The organism is Pantoea sp. MHSD4 (assembly GCF_021043305.1).
Lineage (GTDB): Bacteria > Pseudomonadota > Gammaproteobacteria > Enterobacterales > Enterobacteriaceae > Pantoea > Pantoea eucalypti.
The window spans coordinates 21,009-42,760 of the sequence record NZ_JAJNDH010000008.1; the positions used below are offsets into that span (position 1 = coordinate 21,009).

Below are 21,752 nucleotides of genomic sequence, written 5' to 3' on the forward strand. Positions count from 1 at the left end.
ATCGCCCTTGTTTGAGATAAAATGCGCGCTTTTAACGCTTTCATCTGAAGACGGTCGGGTATTAAGAACCAACTATCCGTCGTTTACGGAACACAAGGAGAGGCGTGCGTGAGGCAGTTGCCGAGGATTTTGTTACTGCTGGTCGCGGCAATCATCGTGATTGTCGCGCTGCTGGTCAGCGGATTGCGTCTGGTGATGCCGCATCTCGACAGCTATCGCAGCAACCTTCTGCAATTCATCTCTGACCGCACAGGTGTGCCGGTTAACGCCAGCCAGTTAGAGGGCAAGTGGGAGAACTTTGGCCCGACTCTGCAGGTACGCGATCTCAACGTTGATCTGCAGGAGAACGGTAAACTCTCGATCAATCGCATCAACCTGGCGCTCGACGTCTGGCAATCCCTGCTGCACTGGCGCTGGCAGTTTCGCGATCTGACCTTCTGGCAGCTGCACCTCGAGACTAATCGTCCTTTACTCGACAACGACAAAGAGAAAAACAGCTTCCGTCCGGCGCAGATTAATGAACTCTTTCTGCGTCAGTTTGACCACTTCGACCTGCGGGATAGCACCATCCGTTTCCGCACCCCTTCCGGCCAGCATGCTGAACTGGCGATTCCGCGACTCTCCTGGGTCAACGAAGACAACCGCCACCGGGCCGAGGGTGAAGTCAGTCTGTCGAGCTTTACCGGCCAGCACGGCGTAGTTCAGGTGCGGCTCGATCTCAATGACAGCAACGGCGTACTCAATGATGGTCGCATCTGGATGCAGGCCGACGACGTCGACATGCGTCCATGGCTGGGCCGCTGGGTGCGCGATAACACCCGCCTGGACAGCGCCCGCTTCAGCCTGGCAGCCTGGGTCAACCTGCGTGATGGCGACATTTATGCCGGTGATCTGCTGCTGCGCAAGGGGGGCGCCAGCTGGCAGGGCGAGACCGGCCGACACCGCATAGACGTCGATGGGCTGACCGCGCATTTGTCACGCTTCCAGAATGGCTGGGTCGTCAATGTGCCGCACACGCGGCTCAGCACTGACGGCCAGTCATGGCCCGCCGGCCACTTCTCTCTGTTATGGCGTCCTGAGGATAAACAGCTGCTGGGGCCGGAAGGTCAGCCGGAAGTACGTGTTCGCGCGACACAACTGGTATTGAGCCATATTGCACCTATCGTTCCGCTGTTTGCGCCGCTCTCTCCGGCGCTGTTTGAAAACTGGCAGACGCTGCAGCCACAAGGCACCGTCGATGGCCTGGCGCTGGATATTCCCTTACAGCAGCCTGAAAAAACCCGCGTCCAGGTAAAGTGGCGTGATTTCAGCTGGCAGCACTGGAAATTGTTGCCGGGCATCAGCCATTTAAGCGGTGAAGCGCGCGGCAGCCTGAGCAATGGTCAGGTCAGTGTAGATATGGGGGCGGCAACCGTTCCCTATGGCGATATGTTCCAGGCCCCTTTAGAGATTAAGCGCGTGACCGGTGCGGTGCGGTGGCTGCGTGATGAACATGGCCTCACGCTGGCGGGTGAAAACCTTGACCTGCAGGCTCGCTCGCTCTGGGCGCGTGGGGATTTCAGCTATCAGCAGAATAGCGGTGGTGAACCCCGTCTGGATATTCTGGCCGGTATCCGGCTTACCGATGCGGGCGATGCCTGGCGCTACTTCCCGGTACCGCTGATGGGTAATAGCCTGACGCACTATCTGAGTGGGGCAGTGAAGGGTGGCAAGGTGGACAATGCCACGCTGCTGTTTGCAGGTAACCCGGCGCTGTTCCCGTTCAAGCACAATGATGGCATGTTCCAGGTCTGGGTGCCGCTTCGCCAGGCGACCTATGCGTTTCAGCCCAAATGGCCGGCGTTGAGCAATCTCGATATTGACCTTAACTTCCTGAACGACGGTCTGTGGATGAAAGCACCCATTGCCCGACTGGGCGAGGTGGACGCGCATAATGTCACGGCGGTGATCCCGGACTATCTTAAAGAAAAACTGATCATCGACGGGGATATCAGCGGCGAAGGTCCGCAGATCGCTGACTATTTCGATCAGACGCCGCTGAAACCTTCATTGGGTGCCGCGCTGTCGGAGCTGGAAATCAAAGGCCGCGTCGGTGGCCATCTGAATCTGGATATTCCACTGGATGGAGAGCAGGTGCACGCCCGCGGCAATGTCGATCTGAACAATAATTCACTGTTTATCAAGCCGTTAAAAACCACGATCAACAACCTTTCAGGCCGCTTCCGTTACGATAATGGCAATCTGGAGAGTGAGGATCTGCGGGCAAACTGGTTTGGTCAGCCGATGGGCGTCCGTTTCAGCACCAAAGAGAACCCGGACGACTTTGGCGTGAACGTCAACCTTCAGGGCGACTGGCAACCCGCTAAAATCAGCGAGGTCCCGGCAGCTGTCAGTAAGCAACTGGGCGGGCATCTCCCCTGGCAGGGCGACGTGAATATCACGCTGCCCCATCATGGCGGGGCGCGTTATGACGTGGTACTGAACGGTAATGCCAAAGAAGTAAGTAGTCACTTACCTGCACCGCTCGATAAAAATGCCGGTGAGGCAATGCCGATTGCCATTCAGGCCAGCGGTGACCTGAACCATTTCGATCTCAGTGGCAGCATTGATGAAGACCACCGTTTTAACAGCCGCTGGTTGCTGGAGCCGACGTTGCGTGTTGACCGCGGCATCTGGCTGAATGATGCCCGGAAAACGCCGGCTCTGCCCGATCATGCTGGCATGGTGCTGAACCTGCCTGCGCTGGATGGCGAGGCCTGGGTGGCGATGATGGCTGCCGGAGGTTCTTCCGGGACACGTGCATCAGGCGGCGGTAGCGATTTCCAGACGGGTGGCGTCACGCTGCCGGGTAACATCACGCTGCGCAGTCCGGCAGTCACGCTGGCCGGGCAGCAATGGCATGATGTTGAGGCGACGCTGGCGCAGGGTTCAGGCGGCAATAGCCAGGTCAGCGTCAATGCGAAAGAGTTGCGTGGTGCGCTGCTAATGGCACCTAAAGCGCCGTGGCAAGTGAACCTGGATTACCTCTACTACAATCCGCAGTGGGGTAATGATGCAGGTGATGCCGATAAAGGCGGCAAAGCGTCTCCTCAGCAAGCCAAAAACATTAATTTCAGCCAGTGGCCCGCTCTGCAATTACGCTGTAAAGAATGCTGGGTGCTCGGCCAGAAATATGGTCAGATATCTGCGGCGCTGCAACCTGAAGGAGATAAGTTAGCGCTTACTAATGGTAAAGTGGATACCGGCAGTTCGCAGCTTAAAATTAACGGTGAGTGGATCAACCGTCCCGATGACCAGCGCACCTCGCTGAAGGGGACGCTCAAAGGCCCGAATGTCAATAACGCGACCAACTGGTTTGGTGTCAACACGCCGCTGCGCGATGCGCCATTTGATATTTCTTACGATCTGCACTGGCGCTCTGCCCCCTGGCAGCCCTCCGCAGAGACGCTGAGCGGTACCCTGAAGACCCACTTTGGCAAAGGCCAGATTGCGGATGTCAACACAGGCACAGCGGGAAAAATCCTGCGACTGGTGAGCTTTGATGCGCTGCTGCGCAAGCTGCGCTTCGACTTCAGCGACACCTTTACCAACTCGTTCTATTTCGATTCGATTAACGGCACCGCCTGGATCGAAAACGGCAGGATGCGCACCGATAACCTGCTGGTGGATGGGCTGGAAGCCGATATCGCCATGCAGGGCAATCTCGACCTGGTAAAACGTCAGATTGACATGGAAGCGGTGGTGGCGCCGGAAATATCCGCTTCAGTCGGCGTGGCAACCGCCTTTGCCATCAATCCGGTGATTGGTGCCGCGGTGTTTGCCGCCAGTAAAGTTCTGGGACCCCTTTGGAACAAGATATCGCTGCTGCGTTATCACATCAGTGGCCCACTGGATAAGCCGGAAATCAATGAAGTACTGCGTAAACCGCGTGAAACTGACAACAAGTGAATTTGACGCCGTACCGGAATTACCGCAGGCTATGATTATCTGAGCACATAATGAGTGAGAAACGATGACTCTGAACCTGGTAAGTGAGCAGTTACTGACTGCTAACGGCATTAATCAGCAGGACCTATTTTCCCTGTTAGGGCAGCTTTCAGAACGTCGTCTGGATTATGCCGATCTCTATTTTCAATCCAGCTTTCACGAATCCTGGGTGCTGGAAGATAAAATTATTAAAGATGGCTCATACCATATCGATCAGGGTGTGGGCGTTCGCGCGGTCAGCGGGGAGAAAACCGGCTTCGCCTATGCAGACCAGATCACACTGAATGCACTGCGTCTCTCTTCTGAAGCGGCACGTAGCATCGTACGTGAACAGGGAAATGGCAAGGCACACACGCTCTCTGCCGTAATGAACCGTTCGCTCTATTCTGCGGTCGATCCGCTGAGCAGCCTGACACGTGAAGATAAAATTGCCCTGCTGCATCGCGTTGATAAAGTGGCCCGTGCGGCTGACCCGCGCGTGCAGGAAGTCAATGCCAGCCTGACCGGTGTTTACGAGCAGGTGCTGGTGGCCGCGACTGACGGCACACTGGCGGCTGACGTTCGTCCGCTGGTTCGCCTCTCTATCAGCGTTCAGGTTGAAGATCAGGGCAAGCGTGAACGCGGCGCAAGCGGCGGCGGTGCGCGTACCGGTTATACGTTCTTCCTTGAAGATGAAAATGGCGAAGTGCGCGCTGATGCCTGGGCGCGTGAAGCGGTGCGCATGGCGTTGGTTAATCTCTCTGCTGTAGCGGCACCTGCCGGCGCATTGCCGGTGGTGCTGGGTGCGGGCTGGCCTGGCGTCCTGTTGCATGAAGCAGTTGGTCACGGTCTGGAAGGCGACTTTAACCGCCGTGGCACCTCAGTGTTCAGCGGTAAAATCGGTCAGCAGGTTGCGTCTGAACTCTGTACCGTGGTGGATGACGGCACCCTTGAAGGGCTGCGCGGTTCACTGGCGGTGGATGATGAAGGTGTTCCCGGCCAGTACAACATGCTGATTGAGAATGGTGTGCTGAAAGGCTACATGCAGGACAAGCTCAATGCGCGACTGATGGGCGTCAGCCCGACCGGTAACGGACGCCGTGAATCCTACGCCCATCTGCCGATGCCGCGCATGACCAACACCTACATGCTGGCAGGCAAATCATCACCGCAGGATATTATTGAAAGCGTTGAGTACGGCATCTATGCGCCAAACTTTGGGGGCGGTCAGGTGGATATCACCTCCGGCAAATTTGTCTTCTCAACCTCAGAGGCTTATCTGATTGAGAACGGCAAAATCACCAAACCGGTCAAAGGTGCCACGCTGATTGGCTCCGGCATTGAAGCGATGCAGCAGATCTCGATGGTGGGTAACGACCTGGCGCTGGATAAAGGCGTTGGCGTCTGCGGTAAAGAGGGCCAGAGCCTGCCGGTCGGTGTCGGTCAGCCTACGCTGAAGCTGGATAAACTGACCATCGGCGGCACCGCCTGATGTGACCTCAACAACCCGCCACCTGGCGGGTTGTTAGCTTTTACGGTGCTGCTGATACTGTTCAGCCACCTGTTCAAAATAGCCGGTCAGGTAATCGATACAAACCTGCACCTTAAGCGGCAACTTATCTTTCTCGGTATAGAGCGCGTAGACCGGTCGCGGATCGGACTGATACTGCGGAAAAAGAATATCGATCTCGCCCGCGTTGATCTCATTAATCACCCACATCATTGGCACATAGGCGATGCCATTGCCCGACTTCAGCCAGCGGATTAGCGTCAGTGAATCATTCGTCACGAACCGTCCCTGCGGTGACAGGCGGGTCACCAGGCCTTCCGGCGCAATCAGCTCGAAATTGTTGTCGGGCCGTACGCTATATTCCAGCCAGGAAAAATTATCGATGTCAGCTGGTTTCTCGGGCGTGCCATGCTGCGTCAGATAGCTTTTTGCAGCGCACACCACCATTGGCATGGCACCAAGACGACGTGAAAAGAGGCTGGAGTCTTTTAGTGCGCCCACCCGAATCACAAGATCCAGACCATCCGCAATCAAATCCGGCGCCGGTACACCGGTAACCAGATTCACACTCAGTCCCGGGTACTCCCGCAGCATGTCGCTGGTCATGCCGGCTAACACATTCTGCGCCATGGTTGAGGAGCTGCCGATTCGCAGCTCGCCAATGGGCGTGTTGTTAAACGCATAGAGCTGCTCATGCACCTGCGTCGCTTCGGCCAGCATACGGCGACAACCCTGATAATAGATTTTACCCGCTTCGGTCAGCCCGATACTGCGGGTGCTGCGATTCAGCAGCTTAACCTGCAATGCATCTTCCAGTTTCGCGACAATCTGGCTAATTGATGAGACGCTAAGATGAAGCTGGCGTGCCGCGGCGGTAAACGAACCCAGTTCGACCACTCTGGCGAAGACAGACATGCCTTTCAGTCGTTCCATTATTTACTCTGGCTTAAAAGTGATTTAGATCACATTCTGTAGAAAACGTATAGTCAGGCGCGTTACTATATGCGCGCCGGGGTATTTCCCGGTGATTCTTCATTGCCTGATACCCTTCGATGATACGCTATTATTAAGCCAGCTGCGGTTCGGATAGCGCTGCCAGATGGTTTTCCCGCGACATCTGAAAGGCAAAGGAGTATCCCGGCAAGGTCGAACTAAGGATTTTTGATGAGTGTGCTTCCGGTATTTGTCATGTTTGGGCTCTCTTTTCCGCCCGTTTTCATCGAACTTATTATTTCACTGATGCTGTTCTGGTTAGTGAAACGTGTGCTCACGCCGAGCGGTATCTACGATCTTGTCTGGCATCCGGCACTTTTTAATACAGCGCTTTACTGCTGTGTGTTTTACCTTGTCTCCCGTTTATTAGTCTGAGGTTGAAGTGAAAGCACTCATAAGAAAAATCGCGCGCTACGCGATCACTATTCTGCTGGTCATCATCGCTGTGGTAATCATTTTCCGCGCCTGGGTGTTCTACACCGAATCGCCCTGGACCCGGGATGCACGTTTCGCGGCAGACGTGGTGGCGATTTCGCCTGACGTCACCGGCCTCATTACCGATGTTCCGGTACACGACAATCAGCTGGTTAAAAAGGGCGATACGCTGTTTGTGGTTGATCGGCCGCGCTATCAGAAAGCGCTTGATCAGGCACAGGCGGATGTTGAGTACTATCAGGCACTGGTGAGTGAGAAACGTCGCGAAGCCGGACGACGAAATCAGCTTGGCACCTCCGCGATGTCGCGCGAGGCTATCGAGCAATCCAATAACGATCTGCAAACCAGTGAGCATCAGCTGGCGAAATCGGTGGCAACACGCGATCTGGCGGCGATTGACCTTGAGCGCACCACTGTAAAAGCGCCATCGGACGGCTGGGTCACTAACCTTAATGTCTACCAGGGTGAGTTTATTACCCGCGGTTCTGTGGCAGTAGCGCTGGTTCAGCAGCACTCCTTCTATGTACTGGCTTACCTGGAAGAGACCAAGCTGCACGGTGTTGAGAAGGGTTACCGTGCGGAAGTTACGCCGCTTGGCAGCAACATTGTATTGCGTGGCACGGTCGATAGTGTGGCGGCTGGCGTGACCAATAGCAGCAGCTCGGTCGACAGTAAAGGTATGGCAACAGTGGACTCCAACCTGGAGTGGGTCCGTTTGGCGCAGCGTGTGCCTGTGCGAATTCGGCTGGATGACCAGCCAGGTAATCGCTTCCCGGCAGGAACCACGGCAACGGTGGTGATAACGGGCCAGGTCGATCGTCAGCCTGAACAGGTGTCACCGATGATCCGACTGTTTAATCGCCTGCGTGAGTTTGGTTAAGAGGGCGATATGATCCAGTTTCTGCGTTTCCCGGTAAAACTCACCTTTGCGCTGGTATTAGCGCTGATGGTGGGGTTCCACCTGAACCTTGAAACGCCACGCTGGGCAGTGATGACCGCCGGGATCGTGGCGGGCGGCACCGCGTTTGCGGCCGGTGGTGATCCCTATTCAGGGGCGCTGCGTTATCGCGGTGTTTTGCGTATTATCGGGACATTCATTGGGTGTATTGCCGCGCTGACCATCATGATTGCCACCGTTCGTGCGCCGGTCGTGATGCTGCTGCTGTGCTGCATCTGGGCAGGGCTCTGCGTCTGGCTTTCGTCGCTGATCAAAGTTGAAAACTCTTACGCACTGGGACTGGCGGGCTACACGGCGCTCATTATTGTGGTCACGGCCAACGCCAGCGGCGGTCTGACACTGGTACCGCAATACGCCGTTGAGCGTTGCAGTGAAATCGTTCTCGGTATTTTGTGTGCCATTCTGGCCGACATGATTTTCTCGCCACGTTCAATCAAAAAAGTGATCGACGCCGAAGTGGATTCGCTGCTGGTGGCGCATTATCACCTGCTGCAACTCTGCGTCGCACATGGTGATAAAGAAGAGGTCGACAAAGCATGGGGAGCCCTGGTGCGTCGCACTTCAGCCCTGAACAGCATGCGCAGCCAGCTGATGATGGAGTCGTCACGCTGGAAGAACAGTCACCGCCGTTTGCAGATGCTGAACACGTTGTCGCTGACGCTGATTACGCAGGCTGCTGAAACCTTCCTCATTCAGAATTCTCGCCCTGACTACATTCCGCCTCAATATCGTTTGATGGTTGAAAAGCCCGCGTCGACGGTTGAAGAGGTGCACAAGCGGATGAAAGTGATGCGGCGGGTGATCGGTGCCAGTGGCAAATCGACGCCGGTCACGCTGGCCAGTTGGGTTAGCACTGCCACCGAATATCTCCTGCTGCTCAATGGTATTAAAAGCAACAGCCGAATCACCTCGCTGGAAGAGGAGATTTTACAGCGGGAAGTGGTGATTCAGGCGCGTTCCGCTGAAACACATCATGCCATGATCAATGGTATTCGTACCTTTGTTGCCACCGCGCTGGGTTCACTGTTCTGGCTTTATACCGGCTGGACCTCAGGCAGTGGCTGTATGGTGATGCTGGCGGTAATCACCGCACTGGCAATGCGTATGCCTAATCCACTGATGATGGCCAAAGATTTTCTCTACGGCATGACAGTCGCGGTTCCGCTGGGTGCGCTCTACTTTATGTATGTTCTCCCTGCTACTCAGCAGAGCGCATTGCTGCTCTGCATCGCAATTGGCGTGCTGGGCTTTATCGCTGGCATCTTTATTCAGCGGCGTCAGATCGGCACGCTGGGCGCCTTAATTGGTACTCTCAACGTCGTGGTTCTTGATAATCCGATGCAATTTCATACCAATGTCTTTCTGGACAACGTGCTCGGACAGGTTATCGGCTGCTTTGTGGCGATGATGGTGATCCTGTTAATTCGTGATAAATCAAAGGCGCGTACCGGACGCAAGCTGCTGAATCGCTTTATGTATGCGGCCGTCTCCGCCATGACCACCAATCAGGCGCGGCGACGTGAAAACCATTTGCCAGCGCTCTATCAGCAACTGTTTTTGCTGCTGAATCTGTTTCCAGGCGATATCAATAAATATCGCATCGCGCTGACACTGATCATTGGCCATCAGCGCTTACGTGATGCAGACGTGCCGGTTAACGCAGACCTCTCTGCGTATCACCGACAACTGCGTTACACCGCAGATCGGGTGATCTCCGCCAGCAGCGACGACAAGCGCCGTTACTACTTTGAGCGTCTGCTGAAGGAGCTGGATGTCTATCAGGAGAAACTGGTCCATTACGATGCACCCGTCAGCGTAACAGAACCCGTAAAACGACTGGCGATGATGCTGGATAAGTATCAGAACACGCTCATCCAAATCTGAAACTGGCCGCTGTCACCTGCAGCGGCCGGCGCAATCCCCGCCCGACACAAAATCTGTCGCTTTTGCCAACTATACTCTTCAGACGGAAGCGTAAAACTGACAGGAGCGAATCAATGAAATCACTGCAAGAGAGCGAACTGTTCCGGACCGGCTATTTAGCGGACGGTCAGTGGCATCAGGCTGCCTCCACTTTTGACGTCACTAACCCGGCAACCGGTGAGGTGATTGCGCAGGTTGCAAAAGCAGGGAAAGCTGAAACGGAACAGGCAATCGCCGCCGCAGAACGTGCCTTTCCTGCCTGGCGGGCGAAGACGGCGAAAGAGCGCGCTGACATTCTTACTCGCTGGTATCAGTTGATCATTGAGAATAAGCGCTGGCTTGGACAGCTAATGACGACCGAACAAGGCAAGCCCCTGAAAGAGGCGGAAGGGGAAGTCGAGTATGCCGCCAGTTTTATCCAGTGGTTTGCCGAGCAGGCGAAACGAGCTAATGGAGAGATCATTCCACCCGCAAAACCAGGCTCCCGTATTCTGGCCACTCGCGAGCCGATTGGCGTAGTGGCTGCCATCACGCCGTGGAATTTTCCGATGGCAATGCTGACCCGCAAACTGGGCCCGGCTCTGGCAGCAGGCTGTACCGGCATTATTAAACCCGCCAACAACACGCCACTTTCCGCCTTTGCCTTGCTGGCACTGGCGAAGCAGGCAGGCGTGCCAGATGGCGTACTGAACGCGGTCGCGGGTGATACTCATGCTATCAGCGATGCAATCATGGCCAGCAAAGGGGTGCGCAAAATCTCGTTTACCGGCTCTACCCAGGTGGGCAAGCTGCTGATGCGCAATGCCGCCGAAACCATGAAAAAAGTATCGATGGAGCTTGGCGGGAATGCCCCTTATATCGTGTTCGACGATGCCGACATTGAGGCTGCCGTTCAGGGTGCGATTGCCAACAAATTTCGCAATGCGGGCCAGGTGTGCGTCAGCGTTAATCGCTTTTACATTCACAACGCCGTCTATGACCGCTTCACACAACAACTGGCCGCCGAAGTGAACGCGCTGAAGGTGGGCAACGGGATGGAAGAGGGCGTCATTGTCGGCCCCTTAATTGAAGCATCAGCAGTGGAGAAGGTTGAGCAACACGTTAAAGACGCGGTAGCGAAAGGTGGCAAATTACTGGCGGGCGGCGAACGTCATGCACTGGGCGGCAACTTCTGGCAGCCGACCGTAATTACCGAGGCACACGAAGGTATGCAACTCGCCCAGGAAGAGACGTTTGGTCCGGTGGCCGCCTGTTTCCGCTTTGATGACGAAGAGGATGTCATCCGCCGGGCCAACGATACGCCGTTTGGTCTTGCCGCTTACTTTTACACTCAAAATCTGCAACGGGTGTTCCGTGTTTCAGCGGCGCTGGAAAGTGGCATGATCGGTATTAATGAATGTGCTGTTTCAACCGAGCTGGCACCCTTTGGTGGTGTTAAAGAGTCGGGTCTGGGTCGGGAAGGCTCGGTACTTGGCATGGAGGAGTATCAGGAGGTCAAAGCGCTGCATCTGGGCGGCTTGGACTAGCGGACATGAACGGGGGCGGCAAAGGCCGCCCGCAGACGGAGCATGGGAGCCGTCAGCATGAAAATCGAGCGTTTTGATTTTAATGAAATTGTCGATCAGGCCCATTTTTTCCGCCAGTTCAGCGAGCGTTTTACGCTGGAGGAACGCCGCATCTGCGACCTGGATGGATTATGGGATGTCGTGACGAGCGATCTGTTACCCATGCCACTGGAGATTGAATTTATAAATCTCGGCAGGGGACAGCGGCGTCGCTATGGTGCGCTGATTCTGTTATTTGATGAAGCGGAAGAGGAGCTGGAAGGCAGGCTGCACTTTAACGTCAGATAAAAAAAGGCCCCGGCGAGCGGGGCCAAAGGGTTCGTCATAAATCTGACGAGGAATTACTTATAAAGCTGTGCGGTGATGTGGTAGTTATCACCCGTGCGCGCTTCAATGACTTTATAGGCGCTGGCACCTTGTTCATCCGCTTTCTGTGAAAGCGCTGCACGGTAATCCATTGGTGCACCCGCGGTTCCACTGATGCTTACGGTGCCCGCAGGCTGCAGGTTCTGCGTCTGATCGCCGGTTACCAGCTGCGCAGCAGATGCGCCAAACGCCATAACGGAAAGCAGACTGACTGTAGCGATGGTTGTTTTGATATTCATGATTATCTCCTCAATACAATCAACAACCTGCGGTTACTCATAAAGGCGGGTCGTCGATATTTTCATGCGCCTTCAGGCGCCATCACGGTTAATTATTTATAAAGCTCAGCGGTGACATGCCAGGTGTTATCCTGGTTGTTTTCGATGATGCGATAGTGGCTTGCACCCTGTGCGTCCGCTTTCTCAGACAGGACCTGACGGACATGCGTCTGGTCACCGTTGCGTCCACCAATACTGATGGTCTGATTCATTGATTGCAGGCCCTGTGCCTGCTCATTGGACACCAGGCTTGCAGCACTGGCACCTACTGAGAACAGTGAAGCCAGACTCAGTGCGGCAATCGCTAATTTCGTTTTCATGGTCAAATCTCCTGAATTATTTGCTTCACTCCGGAGCGCAAAGGGCGCGTCAGACGGAGAACCACTGGCATTATCGGGCTACGCCTTAGTTATACAGTGCGGCGGTAGCGTGATAATTGCCGTTGTTGTAAGCCTCAATCACGCGATAGGCTTTTGCGCCCTGCTGATCGGCTTTGTCACTGAGTTGCTGCTTAATATCCATCGGTGAACCGGCAACGCCGCTGACACTGATGGTGCCGACTGCCTGCAGATCCTGTGCCTGAGAGGCATCGATAGATTCTGCGGCAACTGCACCAAATGAAAGGGCAGAGAGAATGCTCAGGGCAGCGATGGTAGTTTTTACGTTCATAGATATTTCCTCGTCGTCTATTTTTATCTTTTTAGTTAGTGTGATTTGCATCACGAAAAGAAGTATAGAACTAATAACGACAGAAATTAATACTCCGCTAATAATGTTTTTTTGTGATTCTTTATCCTTATGGCTACTTTTAATAACTTAACGTTATAAAAACGGGTTAAAAAGTAGCCTTTGAGGGTTTTATAATCACAAAAACAGTGAGATAGATCACTTTAACGTTTAGTGCGAAAGTTGGCGGGGATTGGACTGGAGTTTGATCTGGATCCGGGCAATGTTACCGGATCGGTGATGTAAAGCAGTGTAAAATAGCGCAAATAGTGAAGCAGAGTAAGCGATATGTCTGACGGTCAGGCGCATGAAAGCGGGCTTATGACATATTAAGCAGCGGAACAGTGTGATGTAACACGGTGAGAAGAGAAAACAAACTGACGACCTGGCACGGGAGTGCAGGCCGTCAGTCAGCAATCACAGTTCCTGTTCAAACAGGTTCAGGATTGCGCTGTGCAGTTGCTTAACCGTGAAGTCGCGCGCACGGGTGATAAAGATCGTGTCATCGCCAGCAATGGTGCCAAGAATCCCTTCCGACTTACCCAGTGAATCCAGCAGGCGTGCAATCAGCTGTGCTGCGCCCGGGCTGGTATGAATTACCACCAGGGCATCGTTGTAGTCGATATCCAGTACCAGGTTTTTTAACGGACTTGTCGTGGTCGGCACACCCAGCTCAGCAGGCAGGCAATAGACCATCTCCATCTTGGCATTGCGGGTGCGCACAGCGCCAAACTTGGTTAGCATGCGCGAGACTTTGGACTGATTGATATTTTCAAAGCCCTGATCCTGAAGCGCCTGAACAATTTCGCCCTGGGAACTGAATTTTTCTTCTTTTAATAAGGCTTTAAAAGCCTTGATCAGATCGTCTTGTTTCGATGGGTTTCGCATAGGTTACCAATAAATAGAGAGAATAACCGCGCAGCCGCCTGCGGCAGAGTGGTGATTATGCATTTTAATGCATTTTTATGCAATCGGTCGATTGATGAGCAGGGTTCGGGCGGCTAGCGGGCGGCGATGATAGCAAATAAATACGCTCAGACCAAAACCCCCGTCACAGCCCCGGAAGGCGAAGGTTGCAAAGTTGTTATATTATTGGTGGTGTAGTAACAGAAATAGCAACAGAAAACGCTCACAGCCGTTCTCTGTCTGACGACGGCAAAGTTGTCGGTCATTCAGGCGCAATGATAAGTAACTTTTGAATCCGGCGATTAACTGTGAAAACACGTAGAATTAACAGCGGATATTTATCATCGCCTGAGCAGTTGATTAAGGTCTGACACAGATAGAATTTCGGCCCATCTCTGCCCCATCTTAATAAGGAGTTAAGAATGAAAGTTGCCGTTCTCGGTGCCGCTGGCGGCATAGGCCAGGCGCTCGCACTTCTGCTCAAAACCCAGCTTCCCGCAGGTTCAGAACTCTCACTGTATGACATCGCGCCGGTTACACCGGGCGTTGCCGTCGATCTCAGCCATATTCCTACTGCAGTGTCTATCCAGGGGTTCAGTGGAGAAGATGCCACCCCCGCCTTACAAGGTGCAGATGTGGTACTGATTTCCGCGGGTGTCGCACGTAAACCTGGTATGGATCGCGCAGACCTGTTTAACGTTAACGCTGGTATTGTTCGGAACCTGATCGAACAGGTCGCTACCACGGCGCCTGAAGCATTGATTGGTGTTATTACCAATCCGGTTAACACCACCGTTGCGATTGCGGCAGAAGTGCTGAAAAAGCATGGCGTTTACGACAAAAATCGCCTGTTCGGTGTCACCACACTGGACATCATCCGTGCCAATACCTTCGTGGCAGCGCTGAAAGGCAAACAGCCAGATCAGATTGAAGTACCGGTCATTGGCGGTCACTCTGGTGTAACCATTCTGCCGCTCCTGTCGCAGGTCAAAGGTGTCAGCTTCAGCGATCAGGAAGTGGCTGATCTGACCAAACGCATTCAGAACGCCGGTACCGAAGTGGTGGAAGCCAAAGCGGGTGGCGGTTCGGCCACGCTGTCGATGGGCCAGGCAGCTGCACGTTTCGGTTTATCACTGGTTCGTGCACTGAAGGGTGAGGCGAATGTGGTGGAGTGTGCTTACGTGGAAGGTGAGGGTGAACATGCCCGCTTCTTCTCTCAGCCATTGCTGTTAGGTAAAAACGGCATTGCTGAACGCATGCCAATTGGTACTCTCAGCGCGTTCGAACAGCAGGCGCTGTCAGGCATGCTGGACACGCTGAAGAAAGATATCGCTCAGGGCGAAGAGTTCGTTAAGCAGTAACTGACGGCTCAGAGTTGTAATAACGCCCGGCTTTGCCGGGCGTTTTGCATTACAGGCCGCCAGATTTATAGGCGCGGGCTGCAGGTGCCCCGTTGCTGGCAGGCACCTTCTTGCCCAGGGTCTCCATACGCATCTGGAATGGCGGGAACGGCATCTCAATACCGTGCTGGTCAAATCCGCTCAGAATCAACTGATGCAGCTCGTGGCGCAGCGGCATTCGGTGTCCCATCTCCGCAGCATGCACACGGAGTTCAAACAACTGAATTCCCTGCTGCAGATCGACCAGGAAGGCTTCTGGCTGCGGCGTGTCCAGCACATAGCTGCAGCGCTCAGCCGCCTGAATCAGAATGGTTGTGACCTGTTCACTACTCACTTTCGCCGGTGCCGGAATAGTCAGTACCACGCGCGTGACGGAATCTGACAGCGACCAGTTAATAAACTGCTCGGTGATAAAGGCCTTGTTGGGCACGATGATCTCTTTGCGGTCCCAGTCGGTAATGGTGGTCGCACGGGTATTAATCCGCGTGATACTGCCGGTCAGGTCACGGATCGTCACGGTATCGCCGATACGAATGGGCTTTTCGAACAGGATAATCAGGCCAGAGATAAAGTTGGCAAAAATCTCCTGCAGACCAAACCCCAGTCCTACACCCAGTGCGGCAACCAGCCACTGCAGTTTCGACCACTCAATGCCGATCATTGAGAAACCAATCAGTCCGCCAATCAGCAGCAGCAGATATTTGGTCAGTGTGGTGATGGCATAACCTGTGCCAGGCGTCAGATTGAGATGCTGCAACAACGCCAGTTCAAGCAGTGCGGGCATGTTACGCACAAGCTGCGTGGTGATAATAAACACCAGAATAGCGATCAGGACTGACCCCAGCGTGATGGGTTGAATCGACTCGACGCCCTGTACGGACGTACTGACATCCCACAGCTGAATATTCTCCAGGAAGCCGAAGGCCGAGTGGATCTCTGACCACAGCACAATCACAGAGACCAGAGCGATCAGCGTCAGGATCGAGCGCACCAGCCGCAGCGACTGCGCACTGATCGCATCCAGATCGATCACAGGCTCTTCGATCTCAATCGCGTCGGTATTGAGAGAGCCTTGCTCCTTCTCTTCTTCGCTGCGCGCACGATTAGCCAGCATATCGGCACGGCGCTGACGGGCGCGATCAAAGCCAAGACGGCGGCGCTGAATCAGCATCCAGCGGCGGATGATGTGATAGATAACCAGAAGCAGGAACCAGATGGCGACGGAGGTCTCCAGTCGCGCCAGCAGCGCCTGCGCAGTAGCCAGATAACCCACAGCAGAGGCGAGGGCAGCCATCAGTGGCATGGCGATCATCAGGTTCCACAGCATCCGGTTCACCATGTTCTCGCCATTTCCTTCTTTATCGAGATAAAGCGGAATGCCGGAACGTTTCAGGCTGACGGTAACAATGCTGATTGCCCCGCAAATCAGGATGAAACAGAGACGGCCCAGTGACGAGGAGAACTGTCGATCCTCCAGATTGCCAAAGGCGATCAGCAGCATAATAAGCGGCACAATCAGGCCGATACTCAGCGAGTAGTAGCGCATGGCGCGCGCCACCCGATTTTGCGGCCAGCGGAAATGCACAATGAAGAGTCCGTTGGGACGGGCAAAGGCGGCGCTGATCATAAACGCCCACAGCAGCGGCAGCGTGGCGGTAATACCATCACCAATTGCCACGGCGATAGGGTAGGGCCAGGCGTTCTGCAGACCATAACCCAATGCCCCCCACAATACCGGTAGCGGTAGCGCCACCAGGATCGACCAGAACACGGTGCGGATGGTCAGGCGGAAACGATCCTGGGTGACCTTGCCGACTTTGCTGGCGGAGCGATCAAGGAAAGCATTGAAGTGACGACGAGAACTGATGCTGAAGCCGACCAGCAGCAAGGCACCCATAATGGGGATCACCGAATTGCGGCTGGTAAACATCATCGCCATCGCTTTGCCAAGCTGACCCAGCGTATCCAGCGACAGCAGACGGGAAAGATCTTTGGCCAGATCCAGCGGATAACTTAAACCGATCGGACTGACATCGGCGGTCCAGAAAAGATAGCGGTGGGTCGCGTCTTTGACTTCCGTCAGCGCATCCTGCAACTGGGTGTTGCCGACTTTGAGCTTGGTAATCTCCAGAATCAGCGTGTCACAGCCAGATATCAGCGAATTAAGCAGCTCCCGCTGGGTGCGTAGCTGTGCATCAAGAATACGCTTCTGTTCAGCAGTAAAGGGTTGACCATCGGCCTGTCGTCCCTTGCGCAGCGTCTCCTGGCGCTCCAGCAGATCTTCATAATAGAGACGCTGTACGCGAAGCTGTGCCATCTCATTGTCAATCTGCTGCGACTTAGGCATCTCCGGCAGGCGCGCAACCTGTGCCCGAAGCGCTTCGCCCAGCAGATTAGAAGCCCCCAGCCACTGGGACTGCTCGCGCAGTGTAGAGAGCGCCTGACGGACCTGAATAATCTGATTAGTCGCCAGCCGCTGCTGCGATGCCACCAGATCCATGCGCTGCGCCTGTTGATTCAGGGCAACCGAGAGTTCACGGTTAACCCGAAACTGATCGCTAATCTCTGGGGGCAGATCGCCACTGTTTTCCGCCAGTTGCTCGGTACGGGCCAGTGCAACTTCCGCTTCGCGTTGCCGCTGATCGTTGAGCTGGTTACGCAGTGCCTGCAGATAGTTGTCGAGCTGAGTGGCTTTGCGCTGGTGGGCTTCAGCCCGCATCCGCGCCAGTTCCTGGCGATTATTGGCAGAGAGCTGTGCCAGCTCAAGTTCATCGACGAGTGCTTTATTCGCGGCACTTTCAGCCTGACGCGCTGCCAGCTGCAACTGGCCCTGCGGTGAACTGCTGCTGACGCCCTGCAGCCGGCGTTCACTCTCCGTCATCGCCCGACGCGCTTCCGTCTGCTGCTGTGGAAGCTGCGACAATGAATCACTGATCTCCCGCGCACGATCCTGCTCCTGGCGCGCCTGACGGCCCTCTTCCAGCAACTGGCTGCTAACCTGCAGGATCTCCTGATCCAGCTCGGCGCTGCTCATGTTGCTTCGCACCGTTTTTCCGTTGTCACTCAGCGCAGCAATCTGCTGACGCAATTCGCGCGCCAGACGCGGGAAGTCATCAATCACCTGCTGATATTGCGCCGCGCGCTCCAGGGAATCATCACGTTCTGAGAGGAAGTTTAAGGCGGCTTCAATTGTCTGGATCTGTTCGGCCTGAGCCGGAGAACTTTTGGCCGATTTTATCTCTTCCAGCTGCTGTTTGAGCTGGCTGGCGTCAGGAAGGCTGGCCGCAAAGGCCGGGCTGCTGAGCCACAGGCTCAGCAGCAGGAGGAGAATCGAACGCACAGAGGACACTCAATTTAATCGACAATGACGTCGGAAATGTCTGTGGCGACCGGCAGCGCAATCGCCAGCGGTTGACCCAGACGGGTTTTGCTTTCTGCTTCCAGGCTTTCCGCCAGCTTGACGCGACCGGGCGCGAACAGGTTGATGACGGTAGAGCCGAGTTTAAAGCGGCCCATTTCCTGACCTTTCAGCAACACCACGGCGCCTTCGTCGTCCGCAGCCGGATAATGCCAGCGCTTAATTACGCCTTCACGAGGCGGCGTTATCGTGCCAGCCCAGACGGTCTCAATACTGCCGACAATGGTGGCACCCACCAGGATCTGCACCATCGGGCCGATATCGGTTTCGAAGTAGCAGATAACGCGCTCGTTACGGGCAAACAGGTTAGGAATGTTACGCGCGGTCAGCGGATTTACAGAGTAGAGGTCTCCGGGCACGTAAATCATCTCACGCAGGATACCGTTACACGGCATGTGGACGCGGTGATAATCGCGTGGAGCCAGATAGGTAGTGACGAACTCACCCTCCACAAATTGAGCGGCCATCCGCTCATCGCCGGCCAGCAGGGCATCAATGGTGTAGTGATGACCTTTAGCCTGGAAAATCTGATCGCCATGAATATGGCCGAGCTGACTGATCGCACCATCCGCAGGCAGGGCAATGAGGCTGGCGTCAGCATCCAGCGGACGCGCATCGTCTTTGAGCGGACGAACGAAAAAGTCATTAAACGTGCGATAGCTTGCGGTATCAGGCTTACGCGCTTCCGCCATATCGACTTTGTAAAACCAGACAAAGATGTCAATGACCAGTTTGGTCAACCAACCACCGCGGCGACTGGCGCCCCAACCGGCAAGTTCAGTCAGCCATTTCTTCGGGAGAATATGATTCAAGCCGAGTTTTAAACGATCAAACACCTTAGCCTCCTGGCTATTTCAGGACGTTGTAAAAAAGGGGACGGATTGTAGCAGCGCCCCGTTCAGATGGCGACTATACGCGATTTCCGGCACGCTGCACGGCCTGAACGCACCACTGGAACGCACTTCGCAAAAAGCGCCGGCTTATCCGTTCAGACGCGGTTATACCGATTAATTTTCGCTATCAGGGAAATTTTTACGCGTTTTTACCTGCGCCATGCTCTCCAGGATGCGGTGGTAGTTAGCGAAACGGGACCGGTTGATTTTTCCCTGTTCGACCGCTTCACGAATGGCACATCCCGGATCGCTGTCATGTTTACAATCGCGGAATTTGCAATAGCCCAGGAAGGGTCGGAATTCGACAAAGCCGCGTGTTACCTGTTCCGGCTCCAGATGCCACAAACCAAACTCACGGACGCCAGGAGAATCGATCACGTCGCCGCCGTGCGGGAAGTGATACAGCCGCGATGCGGTCGTGGTGTGCTGGCCTAAGCCAGAGCCATCCGACACTTCGTTGGTCAGAATCGCGACCTGCTCTTCTTTGTCGAAGCCGAGCAGGGCATTCAACAGACTCGATTTACCCACACCGGACTGACCAGCAAAGATACTCACGCGGTCGGTCAGGGCCGCTTTCAGATCGTCCAGGCCGTTTTTTGCCCGGCTGGAGACCATCACTACGCGGTAGCCAATGTTGCGATAGATATCCATCTGTTGATCGACAAAGGCGCGCGCCTTGTCATCCAGCAGATCGGTTTTGTTCAGGACCAGTAACGGTTCGATGTCCAGCGTTTCGCTGGCGACCAGATAGCGATCGATGATGTTAAGCGACAGTTCCGGCAGGATCGCAGAGACGATAATGATCTGATCGATATTCGCCGCCATGGGCTTCACGCCGTCGTAGAAATCGGGGCGGGTTAATACGCTGGTGCGCTCATGCACCGCTTCAACAATGCCTTTGCCGCCGCTGGTGGCCGGACGCCACATCACCCGGTCGCCCGTTACCAGAGAACGGATCGTGCGGCGGATATTGCAGCGGTGGGTGACGCCTGCGCTATCCTCAACATCAGCATGCATGCCAAAACGACTGACAACGACCCCATCTGCAGCTTCACCAAACATGTTGTCATCCGCTTCCGGACGCTCTCTGCGTTGGTTGAGACGGCGATCGTGGTTAGCGCTTACGCGACGTTGTTGGCCCTTCGACAGTTTATTTTTACTCACTCACCCTCACAGCGTTAGCCAGATTTCGCCCGGCTGGGCAAAACGTCTATGATACACCTTATTCATCGTGAATGACGACTACAGCAACCGCAGGAAAAAGCATGGCTACTGGAAATGAACAGAATCTGATCTGGATTGATCTTGAGATGACCGGACTGGATCCGACGCACGATCGCATTATTGAGATTGCAACCCTGGTGACTGACGCCAACCTGAACATTCTGGCAGAAGGTCCGGTCATGGCGGTCCATCAGTCCGATGCGCAGCTGGCGCTGATGGATGAGTGGAATGTCCGCACCCATACCAACAGCGGTCTGGTTGCGCGGGTGAAGGAGAGTCAGATTGACGATCGCGCAGCAGAGCTGGCGACCATTGAGTTCCTGAAACAGTGGGTTCCGGCGAACACGTCGCCTATCTGTGGTAACAGTATCGGGCAGGATCGTCGCTTCCTGTTTAAGTACATGCCTGAACTGGAAGCGTATTTCCATTATCGCTATCTGGATGTCAGTACGTTGAAAGAGCTGGCACGTCGCTGGAAACCGGAGATCCTGCCTGGCTTCAAAAAAGGTGGTACGCACCAGGCGCTGGATGATATCCGTGAGTCTGTCGCGGAGCTGGCTTACTACCGCGAACACTTTTTGCAGCTTTAATCCACTGAGGGTGCGCATGAAATCACCAGTTTGCTGTTTTAATCATCAAACGCGCTGAAAGCGAAAATATTTGCTTTCAGACGCTTGCAGCAGCAACGATTTCTCGTATAATGCGCACCCCGTACCGGTGAAGAATTTATTAACGGTACAAGGCGCGGGAATAGCTCAGTTGGTAGAGCACGACCTTGCCAAGGTCGGGGTCGCGAGTTCGAGTCTCGTTTCCCGCTCCAGTTTTAAAATGTAAGCAGTAACCTCTTTGCGGGAATAGCTCAGTTGGTAGAGCACGACCTTGCCAAGGTCGGGGTCGCGAGTTCGAGTCTCGTTTCCCGCTCCAGTTTTGATTAAGCAGTGCCCTTCTATGCGGGAATAGCTCAGTTGGTAGAGCACGACCTTGCCAAGGTCGGGGTCGCGAGTTCGAGTCTCGTTTCCCGCTCCAGATTTACATCACCCTGTTTCAGTCCGTTTTCCGGCTGTTTTACGCCGCGGGGTTTTGATTGTTTCCTGAAGGTTATCCACAACACTGCATCCCATCATCTGCGCCCTTTACGGCGATCTGTAAATTGTTTTTGAACAGAGTTATCCACAGCTTTGTGCTTTAACC

17 protein-coding genes and 3 tRNA genes are annotated in these 21,752 nt (G+C 54.6%); 12 read left to right on the forward strand and 8 right to left on the reverse strand.

Annotated features, from left to right (window positions below; translation table 11 throughout):
• Nucleotides 1-108 precede the first annotated feature (108 nt).
• Nucleotides 109-3,948 (forward strand): AsmA2 domain-containing protein YhdP, encoded by a 3,840-nt coding sequence (yhdP, locus tag LQK91_RS19530; RefSeq protein ID WP_105100023.1) that lies wholly within the window; start codon nt 109-111, stop codon nt 3,946-3,948.
• A 64-nt stretch (nt 3,949-4,012) separates the two neighbouring features.
• Nucleotides 4,013-5,458, forward strand: a complete 1,446-nt coding sequence (gene tldD, locus LQK91_RS19535; RefSeq protein WP_008925809.1) for a metalloprotease TldD — start codon at nt 4,013-4,015, stop codon at nt 5,456-5,458.
• Nucleotides 5,459-5,491: 33 nt separating this feature from the next.
• Here the strand turns inward: tldD and aaeR are convergent, their stop codons facing one another.
• Nucleotides 5,492-6,409 carry an HTH-type transcriptional activator AaeR gene (gene aaeR / locus LQK91_RS19540; RefSeq protein ID WP_003855274.1) on the reverse strand — a complete coding sequence of 306 codons (918 nt, stop codon included), beginning with the start codon at nt 6,407-6,409 and terminating at the stop codon, nt 5,492-5,494.
• A gap of 231 nt (nt 6,410-6,640) precedes the next feature.
• Here aaeR and aaeX point away from each other — a divergent pair, with 231 nt between their 5' ends.
• From aaeX to LQK91_RS19565, 5 genes are all read left to right on the forward strand, one after another.
• Nucleotides 6,641-6,844 (forward strand): p-hydroxybenzoic acid efflux pump operon protein AaeX, encoded by a 204-nt coding sequence (aaeX, locus tag LQK91_RS19545; protein ID WP_003855277.1) that lies wholly within the window; start codon nt 6,641-6,643, stop codon nt 6,842-6,844.
• A gap of 7 nt (nt 6,845-6,851) precedes the next feature.
• On the forward strand, nt 6,852-7,784 hold the full coding sequence (gene aaeA / locus LQK91_RS19550; protein ID WP_008925808.1) for a p-hydroxybenzoic acid efflux pump subunit AaeA: 933 nt from the start codon (nt 6,852-6,854) through the stop codon (nt 7,782-7,784).
• 9 nt (nt 7,785-7,793) lie between these two features.
• Entirely contained in the window at nt 7,794-9,746 is a 1,953-nt protein-coding gene (aaeB, locus tag LQK91_RS19555; protein ID WP_039659442.1) for a p-hydroxybenzoic acid efflux pump subunit AaeB, read from the forward strand.
• Nucleotides 9,747-9,859: 113 nt separating this feature from the next.
• Nucleotides 9,860-11,311, forward strand: coding sequence for an NAD-dependent succinate-semialdehyde dehydrogenase (locus LQK91_RS19560; RefSeq protein WP_105100024.1), 1,452 nt, complete (start codon nt 9,860-9,862; stop codon nt 11,309-11,311).
• Nucleotides 11,312-11,368: 57 nt separating this feature from the next.
• On the forward strand, nt 11,369-11,638 hold the full coding sequence (locus LQK91_RS19565; protein WP_003855285.1) for a barstar family protein: 270 nt from the start codon (nt 11,369-11,371) through the stop codon (nt 11,636-11,638).
• A gap of 53 nt (nt 11,639-11,691) precedes the next feature.
• On the opposite strand, the gene yhcN (LQK91_RS19570) is transcribed toward LQK91_RS19565, so the two are convergent.
• The 4 genes from yhcN (LQK91_RS19570) to argR form a co-directional block, all read right to left on the reverse strand.
• Nucleotides 11,692-11,955, reverse strand: a complete 264-nt coding sequence (gene yhcN / locus LQK91_RS19570) for a peroxide/acid stress response protein YhcN (protein ID WP_003855286.1) — start codon at nt 11,953-11,955, stop codon at nt 11,692-11,694.
• A 92-nt stretch (nt 11,956-12,047) separates the two neighbouring features.
• Nucleotides 12,048-12,314, reverse strand: a complete 267-nt coding sequence (locus LQK91_RS19575; RefSeq protein ID WP_003855289.1) for a YdgH/BhsA/McbA-like domain containing protein — start codon at nt 12,312-12,314, stop codon at nt 12,048-12,050.
• 85 nt (nt 12,315-12,399) lie between these two features.
• Nucleotides 12,400-12,663 (reverse strand): peroxide/acid stress response protein YhcN, encoded by a 264-nt coding sequence (yhcN, locus tag LQK91_RS19580; RefSeq protein ID WP_003855290.1) that lies wholly within the window; start codon nt 12,661-12,663, stop codon nt 12,400-12,402.
• Between the two features lie 474 nt (nt 12,664-13,137).
• The gene (argR, locus tag LQK91_RS19585; protein ID WP_003855293.1) at nt 13,138-13,608 is read right to left on the reverse strand and encodes a transcriptional regulator ArgR; all 471 of its coding nucleotides are present in this window, start codon (nt 13,606-13,608) and stop codon (nt 13,138-13,140) included.
• A 440-nt stretch (nt 13,609-14,048) separates the two neighbouring features.
• Between argR and mdh the strand changes: the two genes are divergently transcribed.
• Nucleotides 14,049-14,987 carry a malate dehydrogenase gene (mdh, locus tag LQK91_RS19590; protein ID WP_003855294.1) on the forward strand — a complete coding sequence of 313 codons (939 nt, stop codon included), beginning with the start codon at nt 14,049-14,051 and terminating at the stop codon, nt 14,985-14,987.
• Between the two features lie 49 nt (nt 14,988-15,036).
• On the opposite strand, the gene mscM is transcribed toward mdh, so the two are convergent.
• The 3 genes from mscM to rsgA all read right to left on the reverse strand — a co-directional run bounded on the left by mscM (nt 15,037) and on the right by rsgA (nt 20,501).
• Entirely contained in the window at nt 15,037-18,366 is a 3,330-nt protein-coding gene (mscM, locus tag LQK91_RS19595; RefSeq protein WP_039659456.1) for a miniconductance mechanosensitive channel MscM, read from the reverse strand.
• Between the two features lie 14 nt (nt 18,367-18,380).
• A complete protein-coding gene (asd, locus tag LQK91_RS19600; protein WP_003855296.1) occupies nt 18,381-19,280 on the reverse strand; it encodes an archaetidylserine decarboxylase in 900 nt (299 codons plus the stop codon).
• 171 nt (nt 19,281-19,451) lie between these two features.
• Nucleotides 19,452-20,501, reverse strand: coding sequence for a small ribosomal subunit biogenesis GTPase RsgA (gene rsgA / locus LQK91_RS19605; RefSeq protein ID WP_008925804.1), 1,050 nt, complete (start codon nt 20,499-20,501; stop codon nt 19,452-19,454).
• Nucleotides 20,502-20,602: 101 nt separating this feature from the next.
• On the opposite strand from rsgA, the gene orn reads away from it, so the two are divergent.
• The 4 genes from orn to LQK91_RS19625 all read left to right on the forward strand — a co-directional run bounded on the left by orn (nt 20,603) and on the right by LQK91_RS19625 (nt 21,587).
• Nucleotides 20,603-21,151, forward strand: a complete 549-nt coding sequence (orn, locus tag LQK91_RS19610; protein WP_003855299.1) for an oligoribonuclease — start codon at nt 20,603-20,605, stop codon at nt 21,149-21,151.
• A gap of 154 nt (nt 21,152-21,305) precedes the next feature.
• Nucleotides 21,306-21,381: transfer RNA gene (locus LQK91_RS19615), tRNA-Gly, on the forward strand.
• A 28-nt stretch (nt 21,382-21,409) separates the two neighbouring features.
• A tRNA-Gly gene (locus tag LQK91_RS19620) sits at nt 21,410-21,485 on the forward strand.
• Between the two features lie 26 nt (nt 21,486-21,511).
• Nucleotides 21,512-21,587 (forward strand) — tRNA-Gly (locus LQK91_RS19625).
• Nucleotides 21,588-21,752 lie beyond the last annotated feature (165 nt).